This window comes from Psychrobacillus sp. FSL K6-2836 (genome assembly GCF_038003085.1).
Taxonomy (GTDB): domain Bacteria; phylum Bacillota; class Bacilli; order Bacillales_A; family Planococcaceae; genus Psychrobacillus.
Map to the genome: position 1 here is coordinate 3,689,917 of NZ_JBBOOM010000001.1, position 16,879 is coordinate 3,706,795.

Annotated in this window: 13 protein-coding genes and 1 other annotated feature (1 of these 14 cut by a window edge); of the genes, 7 read left to right on the top strand and 6 right to left on the bottom strand. The window is 35.7% G+C overall.

Annotation, left to right across the window (positions count from 1 at the left end):
• Positions 1-134: 134 nt before the first annotated feature.
• Positions 135-2,270, bottom strand: a complete 2,136-nt coding sequence (locus tag MKY37_RS17870) for a cell division protein FtsA (protein ID WP_340779057.1) — start codon at positions 2,268-2,270, stop codon at positions 135-137.
• A 165-nt stretch (positions 2,271-2,435) separates the two neighbouring features.
• Here MKY37_RS17870 and MKY37_RS17875 point away from each other — a divergent pair, with 165 nt between their 5' ends.
• Both MKY37_RS17875 and ccpA read left to right on the top strand, forming a co-directional pair.
• A complete protein-coding gene (locus MKY37_RS17875; RefSeq protein WP_340779059.1) occupies positions 2,436-3,521 on the top strand; it encodes a bifunctional 3-deoxy-7-phosphoheptulonate synthase/chorismate mutase in 1,086 nt (361 codons plus the stop codon).
• Positions 3,522-3,655: 134 nt separating this feature from the next.
• On the top strand, positions 3,656-4,654 hold the full coding sequence (gene ccpA / locus MKY37_RS17880) for a catabolite control protein A (RefSeq protein ID WP_340779060.1): 999 nt from the start codon (positions 3,656-3,658) through the stop codon (positions 4,652-4,654).
• Between the two features lie 1,016 nt (positions 4,655-5,670).
• Here ccpA and MKY37_RS17885 read toward each other — a convergent pair.
• Genes MKY37_RS17885 through MKY37_RS17895 form a run of 3 tightly spaced genes read right to left on the bottom strand, consistent with a single transcriptional unit; the run spans position 5,671 to position 8,157 of the window.
• Positions 5,671-6,843, bottom strand: a complete 1,173-nt coding sequence (locus MKY37_RS17885; protein WP_340779972.1) for an acetoin utilization protein AcuC — start codon at positions 6,841-6,843, stop codon at positions 5,671-5,673.
• Entirely contained in the window at positions 6,840-7,487 is a 648-nt protein-coding gene (locus tag MKY37_RS17890; protein WP_340779061.1) for an acetoin utilization AcuB family protein, read from the bottom strand. The genes MKY37_RS17885 and MKY37_RS17890 overlap by 4 nt, the downstream gene beginning before the upstream one ends.
• A 37-nt stretch (positions 7,488-7,524) precedes the next feature.
• A complete protein-coding gene (locus MKY37_RS17895) occupies positions 7,525-8,157 on the bottom strand; it encodes a GNAT family N-acetyltransferase (RefSeq protein ID WP_340779062.1) in 633 nt (210 codons plus the stop codon).
• 173 nt (positions 8,158-8,330) lie between these two features.
• Between MKY37_RS17895 and acsA the strand changes: the two genes are divergently transcribed.
• The 5 genes from acsA (at position 8,331) to MKY37_RS17920 (ending at position 12,496) form a co-directional block, all read left to right on the top strand.
• Positions 8,331-10,049, top strand: a complete 1,719-nt coding sequence (gene acsA / locus MKY37_RS17900; protein WP_340779063.1) for an acetate--CoA ligase — start codon at positions 8,331-8,333, stop codon at positions 10,047-10,049.
• A 159-nt stretch (positions 10,050-10,208) separates the two neighbouring features.
• Positions 10,209-10,637: a DUF4181 domain-containing protein gene (locus MKY37_RS17905; RefSeq protein WP_340779067.1), complete on the top strand. Its 429-nt coding sequence runs from the start codon at positions 10,209-10,211 to the stop codon at positions 10,635-10,637.
• A 62-nt stretch (positions 10,638-10,699) separates the two neighbouring features.
• Positions 10,700-11,128, top strand: a complete 429-nt coding sequence (locus MKY37_RS17910) for a flavoprotein (protein WP_340779068.1) — start codon at positions 10,700-10,702, stop codon at positions 11,126-11,128.
• A gap of 45 nt (positions 11,129-11,173) precedes the next feature.
• Positions 11,174-12,061 carry a phosphotransferase family protein gene (locus tag MKY37_RS17915; RefSeq protein ID WP_340779069.1) on the top strand — a complete coding sequence of 296 codons (888 nt, stop codon included), beginning with the start codon at positions 11,174-11,176 and terminating at the stop codon, positions 12,059-12,061.
• Between the two features lie 63 nt (positions 12,062-12,124).
• Entirely contained in the window at positions 12,125-12,496 is a 372-nt protein-coding gene (locus MKY37_RS17920; RefSeq protein ID WP_340779973.1) for a GNAT family N-acetyltransferase, read from the top strand.
• A gap of 404 nt (positions 12,497-12,900) precedes the next feature.
• On the opposite strand, the gene MKY37_RS17925 is transcribed toward MKY37_RS17920, so the two are convergent.
• Both MKY37_RS17925 and MKY37_RS17930 read right to left on the bottom strand, forming a co-directional pair.
• Positions 12,901-13,284, bottom strand: coding sequence for an SET domain-containing protein (locus MKY37_RS17925; RefSeq protein ID WP_340779070.1), 384 nt, complete (start codon positions 13,282-13,284; stop codon positions 12,901-12,903).
• Positions 13,285-13,736: 452 nt separating this feature from the next.
• The gene (locus MKY37_RS17930; RefSeq protein ID WP_340779071.1) at positions 13,737-16,667 is read right to left on the bottom strand and encodes a transglycosylase domain-containing protein; all 2,931 of its coding nucleotides are present in this window, start codon (positions 16,665-16,667) and stop codon (positions 13,737-13,739) included.
• Positions 16,668-16,766: 99 nt separating this feature from the next.
• Positions 16,767-16,879, top strand: a binding site (T-box leader); it runs 85 nt beyond the window's last position.

Consider the following 16,879-nt stretch of genomic DNA (forward strand, 5'->3'; position numbering starts at 1 on the left):
ACCAATATCCCTAAAAATTCCCTCGGTAATCATATAGTAAAATGTCTGTCCAAAGCCCTTCGGAAATGATAGAAACAGGTTTTGATCTTAAAGGACCGGGCATCTTTTTGTCCGTTTTTTCTTGTGTGTTTAATTTATCCAAATATAATTTCCAATTGATCTCCACCGAATATTTCTTCATCGAAACGAGAAGCTACTCCGTTTTTTAAAATCCGGAAGGAACCAGCTTGTTCAGGCATATTCCATTCAGTAAAACGAAAAACGTCTTGAAAAATCCAAGGAGAATTATTTACATCTTGCCACTGAATGTTTGATTCGTTAGGAATAGCATCAGTAGAGGATAATTGGACGGTACCTTTATGAACAATTGCACATTCTCTTGAAAGCTCCACCGTTTTGTTTTGGAACTTAATTATTATTTGATCTACTATTTTCTTTTCCAGCTGATTTGCGAGTTTTTCCAACGTTGGTGAACTGACAGTTTCCAGTTGTATAATATCATTCTCTTGAACAGAATAGGATAGTTTTACTGGATTTCCATTCAGTAATAATCTTGATGAAAATGTCGGGATAAAATGGTTTTTATTATTTATAGTAACTGTATAAGGCTGAAGCTGCGTTAAATAATTTTCTTTATGGATAGCATGCAAAACTTGTTCGACTGTTTGCGGAGTCTCTACTGTAATTTTGTCATTCTCTTGCAACACAGTATCTAAAGATACCTTTTGTCCATTTATTTTAATTACCGGTTCTACTATATACATAACCCCTTGGAATGTAATAGATTTAATAGTAGCATCGTCCAGTAGATCTCGCACCGTGGCAAATCCTTCTTTACCGTCAATGCCCTCTAAAAGTTCAATTTTATCCTTGTTTTGAATAGATGTTTTTGTATTAGCATCTAAACCATTTAGCTGGATAACAGCTGGTTTTCCATGCTCTCCTGGGATATGGATGATTTGCCCATTCACATGTACGGTTAAAGCAGCTCCGGGTTTCCCATAGAGTTTACGAGCAGAAATATTAGCAGCTAAAAAGGCATCCGCAATGGTCATTTCCTTTAGTTCAAACAAACGAATTATTTGATTGTTCACTTGCACAGACATATATTGAATTGGTGCTCGTTTTGCAGCAATAGCAATACCGATAGGAGTTACCAATTCAGGAGTAATTGGTATATGCTCTGCTTTTGTTAAATGCTGAATGGCATCTATACCGCGAACGGCTACGCGGTTGGAAGGTAAATTTAGTTTTTCAGCTAAAATACTAGGCAGGTTTGGTGTCAAACTTCCTCCGCCAACTAGCATAACCGCCTTCGTAGGTTTGTTATTATTCAGTCGAAGAATTTCGTCTGAGATGGAGCTAGCTAAAACCTCTATTGCAGGCTTGAGCGATTCAATAACTTCTTCTTTTGGGATATCTTGCTCGAAGCCTAAAATATCTTGAATCTGTATGAAATCTTCGGTATTAATCATTCTTTTTGCTTCTTCAGCTAATGGGAAGTCTAATAAGTAATGATCACTCAAAGCTTCTGTAATTTCATCACCAGCCGTTGCAACCATACCGTATGCGACTACTGTTCCTAAATCTGTAATAGCAATATCGGAAGTTCCAGCACCAATATCGACTAGTGCTACGTTCAATCTTCGCATCGAAGGGGGGATCAACACATTAATCGCAGCAATTGGTTCTAGCGTCAATGCTTCCATTTCTAAGTTTGCCCGTTTTAACGCAGAAAGAAGTGATTCTACTACGACACGTGGTAGAAAAGTAGCGATAACCTCTATAGATGCTTCGTTACCTTGCTGATCAACTAAACTCCCTATTTCTTCCCCATCTAATCGATAATAGACAACACTGTACCCAACACAATAATAATGATTGGTATGTTTGTCTGTATCATTTTGAATTAGATTACTTTGTGCTTTTTGAACAGCTGATAATTCAAGTCGATTCATATCATCTTCTGAAAAAATAGGTCTATTCTTAATGTCCATTTTTACTTCGGCTTGCTCTGTTTTTAACGCTCTTCCAGCCGCAGCCACGCTTACTTTTTCAAGAGTCCCGTACTTTTCTTCTAGTTTTTCTTTGACGGACTGAATTATCTCTGCCACTTTTAGTACATTATGTATTTGTCCGTCGACCATTGCGCGCTCTTTATGTTCTTCTACTAATATATCAACTACATGAAAAGATTCCCCATGTTCTTCTAAAATAATACCAACTACAGATCTTGTCCCAATATCTAATGCAAATAATTTAGATGTCAATTTCCCACGTCCTTTTTTAGACAAATACTTTAGCGAGTTGAATCGCTAAAATAAAATGCGTGACATTTTCTCATGCATTGATTATAATATGTCTTATATCTAAAAATGTATCACAATTTTCAGTCGTTATAAAGTACCGATGGAGAGAAGAGAGGAGAATTATCTATGAGTCATGTAGATTTAGACGCTTTACGCGCACGTGTTGATGAGATTAACGTTGAGATTTTACAGTTAATAAACGAAAGAACTGGTGTTATTCAAGAGATTGGTAAAGTAAAAGAAAAGCAAGGTGTTAATAGATATGATCCTCTACGTGAAAGACATATGTTAGACCACCTGAAAGAAAATAACGCTGGACCACTTCCACAATCAACGGTTGAGCATATCTTTAAAGAAATTTTCAAAACTGCTTTGGAATTACAAGTGGACGATCAAAAGAAAGCACTTCTTGTTTCTCGTAAAAGAAAACCAGAAGACACAATCGTCAATATTAATGGCGAACAAATTGGAACAGGAACACCATCATTTGTATTTGGTCCTTGTTCAGTTGAATCCTATACGCAAGTTGCAGAGGTGGCAGCAGCTATCCAATCTAAAGGCTTAAAACTAATCCGTGGTGGAGCATATAAACCACGTACATCTCCTTACGATTTCCAAGGATTAGGATTAGAAGGTTTAAAAATATTAAAGAAAATTTCACAAGAATTTGGTTTGTCTACGGTATCTGAGATTGTAACGCCAAGTCATTTAGATGAAGCACTAGATTATATTGATGTAGTACAAATTGGGGCTCGTAACATGCAAAACTTTGAATTATTAAAAGCAGTAGGATCTATCAATAAACCAGTCCTTTTAAAAAGAGGAATGGCTGCTACATTAGATGAATTCATCCATGCGGCTGAATATATTATGTCTCAAGGTAATGACCAAATTATCCTATGTGAACGCGGTATTCGTACGTATGAGCGTGCAACTCGAAACACATTAGACATTTCAGCGGTACCAATTTTAAAACAAGAAACACATTTACCTGTATTTGTGGATGTAACGCATTCAACTGGTCGTCGTGATATTCTTTTACCTGCTGCAAAAGCTGCAATTGCAATTGGAGCAGATGGAGTAATGGCAGAAGTACATCCAGATCCAGCGGTAGCTTTATCGGATGCTGCACAACAAATGAACTTACAACAATTTGATGAGTTTTATGATTCTGTACAAAAGTTCTTGAAAAATCATGAGATTCATGCCTAGTTAGTGAAAAAATTCACAAAACCGACTCTTATTTTAGAGTCGGTTTTACTATTTGATTGAAAGTTAGGTTGGTTATCAAGTATTATTTATATATATGTATTATTTATATGTAAAAAGTGAAGGAGGGATAAATGTTGACTATTACAATTTATGATGTTGCAAGAGAGGCAAACGTATCAATGGCAACCGTTTCACGTGTTGTAAATGGAAACCAGAATGTGAAGCCAGCTACACGTCAAAAAGTTTTGGCGGTAATTGAACGACTGGATTATCGACCTAATGCTGTTGCAAGGGGATTAGCTAGTAAAAAAACAAAAACGGTCGGCGTTATCATTCCAGATATTTCGAATGTATTTTATGCAGAGCTTGTTCGTGGAATAGAAGATATTGCAACAATGTATCGTTACAACATCATTTTAACAAACTCAGATCAGCAAGAAGATAAAGAAGTACAATTACTATCCACATTACTGAGTAAGCAAGTTGATGGGATTGTTATGATGAGTGATGAAATTTCCCCTGAAATGTTGCATGAAATGAAAAGGGCAACCGTTCCTATTGTACTAGCAGGGACAGTGGAAACATCTAACTCGTTTCCTTCGGTAAATATTGAATATCATGAAGCAGCAGTAGATGCAGTTAATCGTCTTATCAAAAATGGTCATACCCGGATTGCATTTGTATCTGGATCTATTGATAGCACAATTACTAGATTATACAACTTATCAGGTTATGAAAAAGCGTTAAATGAGGCAGGTGTCGAAATTGACACGGATTTAATTGTTGGAGTTAATAATACATACGACGATGGCCTTGTTGCATGGGACCAGTTACGAGAGCTTAAGGATCCTCCAACAGCTTTTTTTGCTGGGAATGATGAAATCGCTATTGGCTTAATCCATGGAGCACAAGATAATGGTTTAAGTGTACCAGATGATATCGAAGTGATAAGCTTTGAAAACTCAAAATTAACAAGAATGGTAAGACCTCAACTAACGAGTGTAGTTCTACCTTTGTATGATATTGGTGCAGTTTCTATGAGGTTGTTGACTAAGCATATGAACAAAGAGAATATTGAAGAAGACAATGTTATTCTTCCACATTGGATTGAAGAAAGAAAATCAGTTAAGTAAAAAAGCGCAATATCAAAAAGTATTTTATTTCATTTACAGTAAGCAGGGTCGTGACAGTAGTCATGACCCTTTATTTCTACTGTGCTTACTTACTATTTTTTTAGTCAATATAACAGTTGAATTAATAAAAATTATTTTTTAAAGAACATAACATAAACGTTTTACAGAAAGATAAAAAAGTGACTGATGCGTTTCAACAGTGAGTGGAGAATTGTAACCACACTAAATTAAGTTGTAAAAACTTTACAAGATAGGTATATAAAAATGTACCGTGAACTCTGGGTTCGTGGGACTTTAATTAAGTGATAGGACAGCTGATTTCCGCTTTAGGCGGGCGCTTTCCACTGTAATCAATATAATTAGCAGTACTCAAGTATAAGATGGCATAGCCTATGACTTAGATGATAATAGTATTCAAAGTAAATATAGTAAAAACTTTTTGTTAAATAAAGAATACTATTCTTTAATGAAGGAAGAAGAGAGTAGATTTTCTTTGATACTAGTGGATATAAAGAAAAATAGTAAGTGTTCACTAAATAAAGAAGTGAAATAGCGAACGAAATCGCATCTTTGAGGTCCGCACGATGCGGGTCAGGCAGTCGTTGCGAAATGTTTTTTTATTTTGCAACGAGCTTTGCCAGGAGCACCACGATGTCGCGTACTTAGACTGTCATCTCCACTATGAATAGGAAAGTAGCGTTTCTATAGTTATTCAATAAAGCACTAACCTGTTTCTAAGAGTTGTAAGAGGGCGACGGATAGGCAAACGCCATAAGATTACCGAAAAAAGTGATATTGGTTGTGACGGATATCACAACCAATATCACTAAAAAATTCACTCGGTAATAATATAGCAAAACGGCTGTCCAAAGTCCTTCAGAAACGATTGAAACAGGTTGTAACATTAAAGGTCCGGGCGTCTTTTTATCCGCTTTTTCTCATGCTATTAGTTAATAGATAAGTTTTTTCAATTATTTTGTTAGGTACTAAATACTAAAACATCAGTAGCTATTTTGCTACTGGTGTTTTTTAAATGCTTGCTGATTTCTCAACTGGTAAAGTGCTTTGTCGAGCATTTGTTTATTCTTTTCTGTAATTTCTATTTTACGTGGAATAGGTTCATATAATGGTTCAGGATCTAACCAAGTAGGTATAAGTGGGACTGGTGACTCTTTTGACCATCTATCTAACCAATTCTCTGGGAGCTTACCCTTTGGAAATTGAAAGTCATTCATCTCCATCCATACGTAGGACCATGCACGAGGCACTACCCTCCATATATCGTATCCACCACCACCAACTGCAATCCATTTACCATCGCAAAATTCATGTGCAAGCTCATGTGCGAGCTTCGGAATCTCTTGATAAATTTTCATCGTTCCATATAGATGGGTAAGAGGATCAAAATAATGAGCATCAGCACCATTCTGACTAAGAATAACATCCGGCTTAAATGCCTCTACAATTTCTCGAAAACTTGTCCGATAAATATCTAAAAAGGATTCATCCTCTGTAAAAGCATCAATAGGGAAATTAAAGGAGGTACCATAACCTTCTCCGGAACCTCTTTCCGTGATACTCCCAGTCCCAGGGAATAGATATCTTCCTGTTTCATGAATCGAAATGGTACAAACATTTGGATCGTCGTAAAAACTCCATTGGACTCCATCTCCGTGATGAGCATCTGTATCTATGTAAAGAACACGTGCATTATACTTTTCTTGCATATACTTTATCGCAACAGAACTATCATTGTATACACAAAAACCAGATGCACGTCCTCTGAAACCATGATGAAGACCGCCACCTAAATTCACTGCATGGGAAGATCTCCCTTCCATCACATAGTCAACTGCGGTCAAAGTACCTCCGACTAGAGTTGCACTTGCTTCATGCATTTCCGGAAAAATAGGGGTATCCTCTGTGCCAATACCATAGCTTTCATATTTAGTACTGTCTGCGTTTTCCTTGCTTGCTTCTTTTACTATCTCAATGTAGTTTGCATCATGAACGAGAAGCAGTTCCTCGTCTGTAGCCATTCTAGGAGGGACAATTTCTGTTAAAGATAAAGCATTTACTTCTTTTAGTAGATCAACCGTTAACGTGAGTCTTTTTTGATTGAATGGATGAGTATCCGAAAACTTGTAGCCTAACTGGTCCTCGGAAAAGACAAATACAGCATTTTTCATAGCCCTAGTCCCGGATGATTTGGCCATAATACTTCGTAACCCTCTGCACGAATAGCTTCAATAAGTACAAGTGGGTTTATAGTCTTTACTCGGAGTACTAAGATTTTATAATCACTTTTATCTTTATCAGGATAAACTAATACACTTAACACATTTACTTTTTGATCGTGAAAAACTTTAGAAACGCCGAAAAGAACACCAGGCTTGTTAGGAACTCGGATTTCAATTTGAGATCCTGGTTGATGAACACCTGTAAGTTCGATAAATTTATAGAGTAAATCGGACTCGGTAATCATTCCTACAAGTTTTCCATGTGATACGATTGGTAAACAACCAATTCGATTATCATAAAATATACTTGCCGTTTCCTCTACGAAATCCAAAGGATGACCCGTTATCGGGTTTTTGGTCATAATTTCTTCTAATGTTCTATTATATATTTCTGGGTCCGATACATTTTGTAGTGTAGACGGAGTTGCTTCTTTTAAGTCCCGATCGGTTACGACTCCAAGTACTTGTCGTTTATCATTAATAATTGGTAAATGACGTATTTTCTTCTCTTTGAGTAATTGTAATGCATCATTAATCGTATGCTCTGGTGTTAAACTCGGTACGGAAGTATTCATAATTTGTTCAACTAGCATGTGCAGGAACTCCTTTTGTTAGAAAGTTAGTAAATGATTAATACATAAAACGATTCATAAAACGTAATTGGTCAAATTGCTGGATGGATTCAGTATCAATTCTACTACCAATCTTAGCCATTAAACAATTGGCTGGGTGGGAGCTAATTTCAGGATCGTCTGTTGCAAAATATTCCAGTCCACCTGCTTGCATCATTTTCTCCATGACTTTTCTGTATTCCCAAACATTTAAACCAGTGCCTTTTAAATCCCAGTGCCAGTAATATTCTGTCGTAATCGTAATATAATCTTCCATTGCATCATCCATCATCGATACACGGAGGAGTGTTTTTCCTACTCCAGTGCCCCGGAATTTTGGTATTACCTCAATAGCCCCTAACTCTATCAAATTTTCCATATTCCCGTGCGACCATCTTTCCAAAGGATCTGGATGCAAGTATGTACAATAACCTACAATCGTTTCTTGATCTCGCACAATAATTATTCTTCCTTCAGGTAACTTGGCAATTTCAATAATTGCTTGATGCTGCTGAGATGGCGCACGAAAAGCTACTAAATCCTCATGGAATTGTAGCCTGGCAATTTCCTCAGAAGAAATAGGGCCTTCAATAACGACAGTACCATGTATTGTTTCTTTCTGTGCTGCATTATACGTTTTAGAATGTATCACGGATTCACCACCTAATAACATAATTGTAATTGTATTTATTATACATGATTTTAAATAGAGAAAGCGATTACCTCTATCATTTTAATCAAACATTCTAAAAAGTAAAAAGATTAGCAAAAGTGTAAAAAAGTATTGTAGAATGAAATAGTATAGTTATAGAAAGGGTGAATAGGATGAAAATTGAAACATTACAAGTTGTTCAAGGGGATTTCCAGTTAAGTAATTATGAGGAAACTGCAAAAAACTTTAAATGGGAAGATGCAGAGAAAGAGTTCTCATGGTATAAAACTGGAAAAGTGAATATGGCGTATGAAGCAATTGACCGTCATGCAGAATCCGATAAGAAGGATAAAGTCGCACTTCATTATCAAGATGCAGAACGTAAAGAATCTTATACTTTCGGCGATATGAAAAAATGGACGGATAAAGCTGCTAATGTGTATGTAACCCATTCGAATTTGACAAAAGGGGATCGCCTGTTTATATTCATGCCAAGATCACCCGAGCTGTATTTTGCACTTCTTGGGGCTACAAAAATGGGCTTAATAGTTGGTCCACTTTTTGAAGCGTTTATGGAAGGCGCTGTATACGATCGTTTACTGGATAGTGAAGCTAAAGCAATTGTCACAACACCAGAATTATTAAATAGAATTCCATTAGATAAATTACCTAATTTAGAGACTGTATTTATAGTTGGTGAAAATGTAGAGGAATCGGATAAGTTTATCGATTTCAAAAAAGCATTACATAATGCATCAGAATCCTTTGAAATCAGGTGGGTTGATAAAGAGGATGGACTAATTTTACATTATACTTCTGGTTCTACTGGTAAGCCGAAAGGGATATTGCATGCTCACTACGCAATGGTGCAGCAATACCAATCTATGAAATGGGTAATGGATATTAGAGATGACGATATTTATTGGTGTACAGCAGATCCAGGTTGGGTAACTGGAACGGCATATGGTATATTTGGTCCCTGGCTAACAGGTGCTACATCACTTATTCTTGGAGGTCGATTCTCACCGGACGCTTGGTATAATGCAATTGATGAGTATGGAGTTACTGTATGGTACAGTGCCCCAACAGCATTCCGCATGCTAATGGGAGCAGGAGATGCCATCGTTAAGAAGCATGATTTGTCTTCATTGCGTCATGTGTTATCAGTAGGTGAACCATTAAATCCAGAGGTTATTAAATGGGGTATGCAAGTTTTCAATAAACGAATTCATGATACATGGTGGATGACAGAAACCGGTGCGCTGATGATCTGTAACTATGGTTGCTTACCTATTAAACCAGGTTCAATGGGTAAACCACTACCTGGAATTGAAGCAGCAATTATAGATAATCAGGGTAAAGTTGTACCGCCTTATACAATGGGAAATCTAGCACTTAAAAAGGGTTGGCCTGCTATGATGCGCCAGGTATGGAACAACAAAGAGAAGTACGATTCTTATTTCATTAATGACGAATGGTATTTCTCTGGAGACTCCGCATATATGGATGAGGAAGGATACTATTGGTTCCAAGGTCGAGTGGATGATGTAATAATGACATCTGGTGAACGGGTAGGACCATTTGAAGTGGAAAGTAAATTACTAGAGCATCCAGCTATTCTAGAAGCAGGGGTAATAGGGAAACCTGATCCTGTACGAGGTGAAATCATTAAAGCCTTTGTCGCATTAAATGAAGGATATGAACCATCTGACGAGCTGATAACAGATATTCAACAATTTGTGAAAAAAGGCCTTGCAGCACATGCAGCACCTAGAGAAATAGAATTCAAAGATAAGCTTCCAAAAACAAGAAGTGGTAAAATCATGCGCCGCGTATTAAAAGCTTGGGAGTTAAAGCTGCCAACAGGCGATTTATCTACGATGGAAGACTAATGGTATAAGTAACTAAAGAATCACTAAAATATAAAAATAGAAAAGGCATTGCATTTAGCAGTGCTTTTTCTATTTGAAAAGCCAATATAAAAATGGCACGTGAATACTGGGTTTACGTAATAACAGGAACTACTGGATATAGTCAAGGAGGTAAAGTTTATGTATGGATTTGAGCGAATGTTTTGGCTTGAGTTAATTCTCTTGATAACTATTGTTGTATTACTTTTGTTTTTATTTAATGTTGTTATGAGAAAATGGCTAAAAGTTGAGAAGAAGAAAATTTTTTCTTATAACCATATTAATGAGAAACATAAAAAAATTGATTGGACGATAAGAATTACTTTTTTAGTTTGCATCATGCTTGGGTATTTTATAAATGTCACGAGAGAGCCTACGGAGTGGTTTTGGTTTTTGGAAACATGGTTTTTATTGATTATTTTTATAGTTGTATCCGAATCCGTTAGGGCTGTGATGGAGTGGAAGCATGCAGTAAACAGAAAAGATTATATATTTACAATCAGCCAGTTAGTATTTGGTGTTATTTTGTTATTAACAGTAATTCAGACTAATTTTTTCGGATTAATATAAACAATAAAATATTTATCTTCTTTAATAAAATATAATTACAACTATATTTAGGAGGTTATATTATGGACAAATCATTCGCAGTGTTTTTAGATATTTATTTAGATGTTTGGAGAGCTTCATCTTTAAAGGATATGAAAAACTTAATATCACAAGATTATGAAGCAAGAGAAATAACAGGTGGAGATATAGTTGACTTTGGGTATGAAGAATCAGTTTATGGATGGGAACATGGTTTTAATTTTGCTAAAGAAAATAATGCACAATGGAATATAAATGTAATTTCCATTCTTCCCATAAGAGAATCTGAAACTATTGCTATTTTATCAGCTACAATGGTTATTCAGGGGAAGAGTCTTGATACAGCAAATTTATTCTTTCAAACGTTCCAAAAAAATAGCTTAAATGATTGGAAATTAGTTAGAAGTTATATAGAAGCAGGAATTCCTAACGTTAGTACAAACAGTGTGCTATTTAATTTCAAGGTACGATAGATGCTTTTAAAAGTAATCATTCTAAAAAGATGTGGGTGATATTTAATGGAACAATTAAATCAAATTATAGAAAAGTTTCAACTTAATGTTCTTTCCATTGAAGATGTTCCTAATTCATTTAGCTCAACTGTATATAAAATACAACAAATAAATCAACAAATAGTATATCTGAAAATTCCTTATTCTAAAGTGAAATTAGTACGTGAATATGAAGCAATTGAAATATTAAGTGATGCGTTACCAGTACCTACGCTATTAGGGTATTGGGAAGGGAATGATGAAATACCAGGTGCTCTTCTCCTTTCAGAGATCAGGGGGCAGCCTATTTCTAGAAAGGTTGATGAAATATTAGCCTATGATATTGGAATACACCATGCAAAGTTGCATAACGTGATTCCACAGGAAAATAATTTATATAAAGGGATTTCAAATGTGTATGAACAATGGTCAGCTTTTAGTGAAGCGCATTTTTATGGTTTTGCAGAAGATGTAAAAGAAGTGCTACCAGAGAATTTGTTATTACAATCAATAGAATTATTTGAAGAACAACGTAAATATCTTCCTAAACCAGATGGACCGAGCTTTATACATATGGATTTTCGTCCGGCTAATATTATTGTCCATGAAAATCAGGTATCAGGAATTATAGATTTTGAAAGTGCTCGTTTTGGTTCGACGGAAATGGATTTCACGAAAATAAACCGTGATATATTTATGAAAAATCCAGGGACATTAGAAGCATACAAAAAGGGCTATCAATCTATTCGTCCAATAATAGATTTAGAAGTCATATTACCATTCTATCGTTTTACGGATGCATTTAATTCTTTGGGTTGGTGTAAACGACGCGGAATCGAGAAGAATCAGCAATTTTTTGATGAAAACTATGCTTTGTTAAAATTTATATTGCAAGAACACAGCTACAAATGCTGATTCTAATAGAAAAATTGGGCTGTTTTAATTTCTGTATAAGTTTTTGTAAATAAAGAGAATGTAATAATTAAAGCAGAAGAACTTTCTGAGGTATTCAAATCATCAGGTATTAAAAGACCTTCAGATGATTTGAACAGACTGCAGCGCATGATTGAAAACTCAGGCGTTTTGATTACTGCTTGGGATAATCACCGACTTATTGGTGTCGCTAGGGCTATTACGGATTACAGTTATTGTTGTTATCTATCAGATTTAGCTGTAAATAAAGATTATCAAAATAAGGGGATTGGCAGAGAACTTATACGGTTAGTACAAGAACAAATTGGTGAAGAAGTTGCCTTATTACTTTTGTCTTCCCCTATTGCGATGGAATACTACCCCAAAATCGGTTTCGAAAAAATTGAGAATGGTTTTAAAATTGCAAGAAAGAGATAGTACCTTCGAAGTGGCTTATGGTCACTTCTTTTTTATTCCTTATTGTTCTAACCTGCGTCGATAGTTTAAGTGCATTTCTTCACAATCTCTATAATTTTACTTACATAAATATCATATGAGATCTCTAGGAAATATACAGTGGAAAGGCGGCGATTTTTATTAATTTATTGATAAAGAGTCAAACTTTTTTACAAAGCTATAAATGAGTAATAGCACATTCTAGAATAGTGTTGGCAAGCAGAATATTCACTAAGGAGCAAATAAGGGTGGCAGAAAACAGTGGAAATGTTAGAGGCATACAGGAACAAAACAAAAAAAGAGTCGTTCAAAATTTAACTTTGAACGACTTTTTTACAATTATTGGTATGCTGAAGAAAATTGAATTTGCGAGAACTTTTTACACATTATTTCTCTTCTTTGTTAAACCACAGTTCATCTTTGTTATCAATGTCACCATTGTAATTGATAAGAATTTCATCTCCTGCTTTTATATCTGTATAAGCATAGAAGTCAAATGTGTGATTATTAAAGTTAATCTCATACATTCCATTAGGTTCATAAGAATGGTTAAACAACATACCATAACCTAGAAGGATAGCTGAATGATTTATCCCATACTCAAAAGCATAATCACCAAGTATGGTTTGCTCGATGTGTTGATGCTGGTCATTTGGATACGCAATGACAGGAGCTTCATGGAAAAGCTCTCCTTTTTTGATATCACATGTAGCAAATACGCCTCTATTGAATTCTCCATCACTTAATGGAGATGATTTTACCTCAATCATGTTAGTTCGCCTACTCACTTTTAAAATATTCTTTCTAACTGTAACATTAAATTGAACATTATGCTCTTTTTTATTTGATGTGAGAATAGTGAGTTATAAGTGACCCGTTTAATGTGATAAGAAAAATCGCAAAAGATACAAGGTCCTATAAGATCAAAACCTATTTCTATTGTTTTCGAAGGGTACGAATAATCGTTTTGCTATATTTCCACTTGAATAACAGAAAATCTATTTCTATCATCTAATTCAATTGCAATTACTAAAGGCTTATTAACTTTAACTAATGCTATATTTAGGGTGATAGAAACTGTAGGGCACTACTCACATAATTAATTGTAGTAGAAATGTGGCGACTATGAAGCTGGGGTTCACTGTACTATTTTTATATTTTTTATTCAAAAAAGCCCAATTCTAAATAGAATTGGGCTTTTCGATATTTCAATGTGTTTTAATTATTCCCCGCCTTCACCCGGAGAGGATGGTTCTTCCTCTACCGGAGGAGTGACAGGATTTTCTTCAACAGGTGGAACAATTGGATCTATAATAGGAGGTATCACGGGATTCTCTTCATTCTCTTCTGGTGCTGTTGGTGGAACCACTTGCTCCGGTGGTTCTGCAGCCTCTATGGATACAATATTAGATGATCCAGATTCTAATCCAGTGATATCCACAGCAACAGCGATAAATTGACCTGCTCGATTAATAGGTAAACTATTTCCGGCAGCTTCTTTGCTAGAAGAAATCAGTGCTCTTTGTCCATTTCCGACTTCATACACTCGGTACCCGACAACATCTGCAGAAGTGGATTTAGACCAAGTCATTGTACCATTAGTCATTGTTGCTGTTACTGTAGCTGGTGGACTTCCGTCAGCATTATATACTTCCTCAGAAACTACATTTCCTCCAAATGCAGATTTTGTAGGGAAGAGCTTAGAAGCGTTGCCTCCGAATTTGCCAAGCATACGCTTGATAAAGTCTTCGTTTACTCCATAACCACCACTTACAACAAATTCACCAGGTGTAGTATCGAGCGCGCGATATCTGTTTCCATTTATCTCTACGTAAGAAGAAGAGATTAGGCTATCATCTTTTGCGGTTGGTAATAAGACAGCCGCGTTAAATAAATCAGACTTCACTAAACCAGCTTGAGAACATGCGTCTGAAACTGCTAATCCAGAAATTCCACAGAAGGATCTAGTAACGACTCCTTCAGGAGCTGTAAAGTTAGTAGAGGCATCTACTAGTTCAGGATTTACATCATACATAGCGTTCATCATATTAGACCAGAACATATTGATACGTACACTAGGGTGATTGTAACGATTATTCATATAATATAATGTTTGCGTATCATCTCCATAACCCAACCAAACTCCTAAAGAAATATTTGGGTTATAGCCTACTAGCCATGAATCATTATGATTTTGTGTCGTACCCGTTTTTGCAGCAAAATCAGATTGGAATTTCAATCTAGAGTTTGCTAATTTTGCAGTCCCTTTAGACAGTACATCTCTTAACATATCAGTAGTAATATAGGAAGTAGCGGCACTAAACACGGGTACAGGTTCCACTTCATGTTGATAGATTATATTACCGTCTACATCTTCAATTTTTTCTATCATATAAGCATCGATAAACTGACCATTATTTGCAAATGTTCCGAATGCGTTTGTGTTTTCCTCTAGTGTTGCACCATTTGTCATTCCACCTATGGAAAGTGCATGATTGGCATACTCATTTTCTTCGATATGCTCAAATCCCATTTTTGTTAAGAAGTCAGTAGGCTTGCGATCCATGATTAAATCGTATAACCGAATAGTTGACAAGTTTTGAGATGTTGTTAAAGCATCCCGAGCAGAAATAATGCCTAGCTCTTGTTCAGTTGTATAGTTAGATGGAGATTTCGCCCATGTGGTACTACTTAAATTTTCCAGCTTTAGATCGACTACTGGACTACCTGCACCTATTACTCCGTATTCTATTGCTGGAGCATATACTAGCAGTGGCTTAATCGTAGAACCTATTGGTCTAATACCTTGTGTAGCACTATTTTGAGCTTCAATCCTATGATCTCGTCCACCTAAAAATGAAAGAATTTTACCAGTGCCATTCTCTATTAGCATCCCACCGACTTGAACAGGGAAGTCTTTTAAAACTATCTCTCCTGAATCCTCATCTTTTACTTCCTTTTGGAAGGTATGACCATAATATTCGAATTCATCTCTCACTTTTAACATAGCTTCATACATGTCTTTATTAATAGTAGTGTAGATACGATAACCATCAGTACTAATTGAACGTTGTGCTAAAATCTCATATTTCTCATATAGTCTATCTTCTTTATCTAATCTGGCAGGATCAATTGAATCTGCCTCTGCAAACTTATCTCTTAAAATATCTTTGACTCTATTTTCAATTTCTGTTGTCAACCAAGGATATTTATCCTGAGGGAGCATTTCCGGCTCTCTAAAATCTTTAGTAATATCATAGCTAACAGCATTATTATATTCTTCATCCGTAATATAACCAGTTTCATTCATCCGGAATAGAACAGTCTTCATCCGTTCAATACCAAGCTGTAGAGCTTTTCCTTCTTTAATCTCTCCACCTTGTCGAAATGGCGTGTAAGCAAATGGAGCTTGTGGAATACCAGCAATATAGGCTGCTTGAGGTAATGTAAGATCCTTTGCTTTAATATTAAATATTCCATTTGCCGCGGTTTCTATCCCTGCAATATTTCTACCATTAGAATTTCTCCCATAAGGGATAATATTTAGATATGATTCTAGTATTTCATCTTTGTTCATAAAGTGTTCTAAACGCATAGCTAATAATATCTCTTTAGCCTTACGTTCATAAGAAACTTCGTTTGTTAAAATTTGGTTTTTGATCAATTGTTGTGTTAATGTGGATCCACCAGTTTGTGTATCAGAATTTGATACATCTTGAAGTAATCCGCGGAAGATAGCTTTTGGAACAATTCCATTATGCACTTCAAAATATTCATCCTCAGTTGCAAGGACTGCATCAATTACAAAAGGAGAAACTTCTGATAATTTTGTTTCTGTTCTTTCTAAGTCAGTGCGCAATTTACCTAAATATACATCTCCAGCAAAATAGACTTCAGATGTCTCTTCATAATTAAATACAGCACTTCGCATTTCGTCCTTATCACGAAGCGGTTCTTCTTTTACTAATGAAGCAAAATAACCTGCGCCGACAGATAAACCGAATACTCCGAGTGTCAGGAGTCCGACAATAAAAAGTAAACATAAATTCCATATTACACTAGAGGATACTCTTAATCCCTTAGCCCATTTAGTAGACTCCCACTTATCAATTTTATCTTTAAATATCTGTATTTTTTCTAGCCATTTCTTCATTCAGTTTTCCCCCCTAAATCATGAATTATTATACCATAAGCACATATTGTTAGACGATAGTTATTGACATACAACGTAGATTAGGTAAAATAGGTATATATTTTAACGAAGAAAAGTCCGAAGTAGTGTTTATGCATACTGTCAAGAGAGCTAGCGGTTGGTGAGAGCTAGTCAGTGTATAAAAGCGAATTACAGGCTTGGAGTTAAACGTA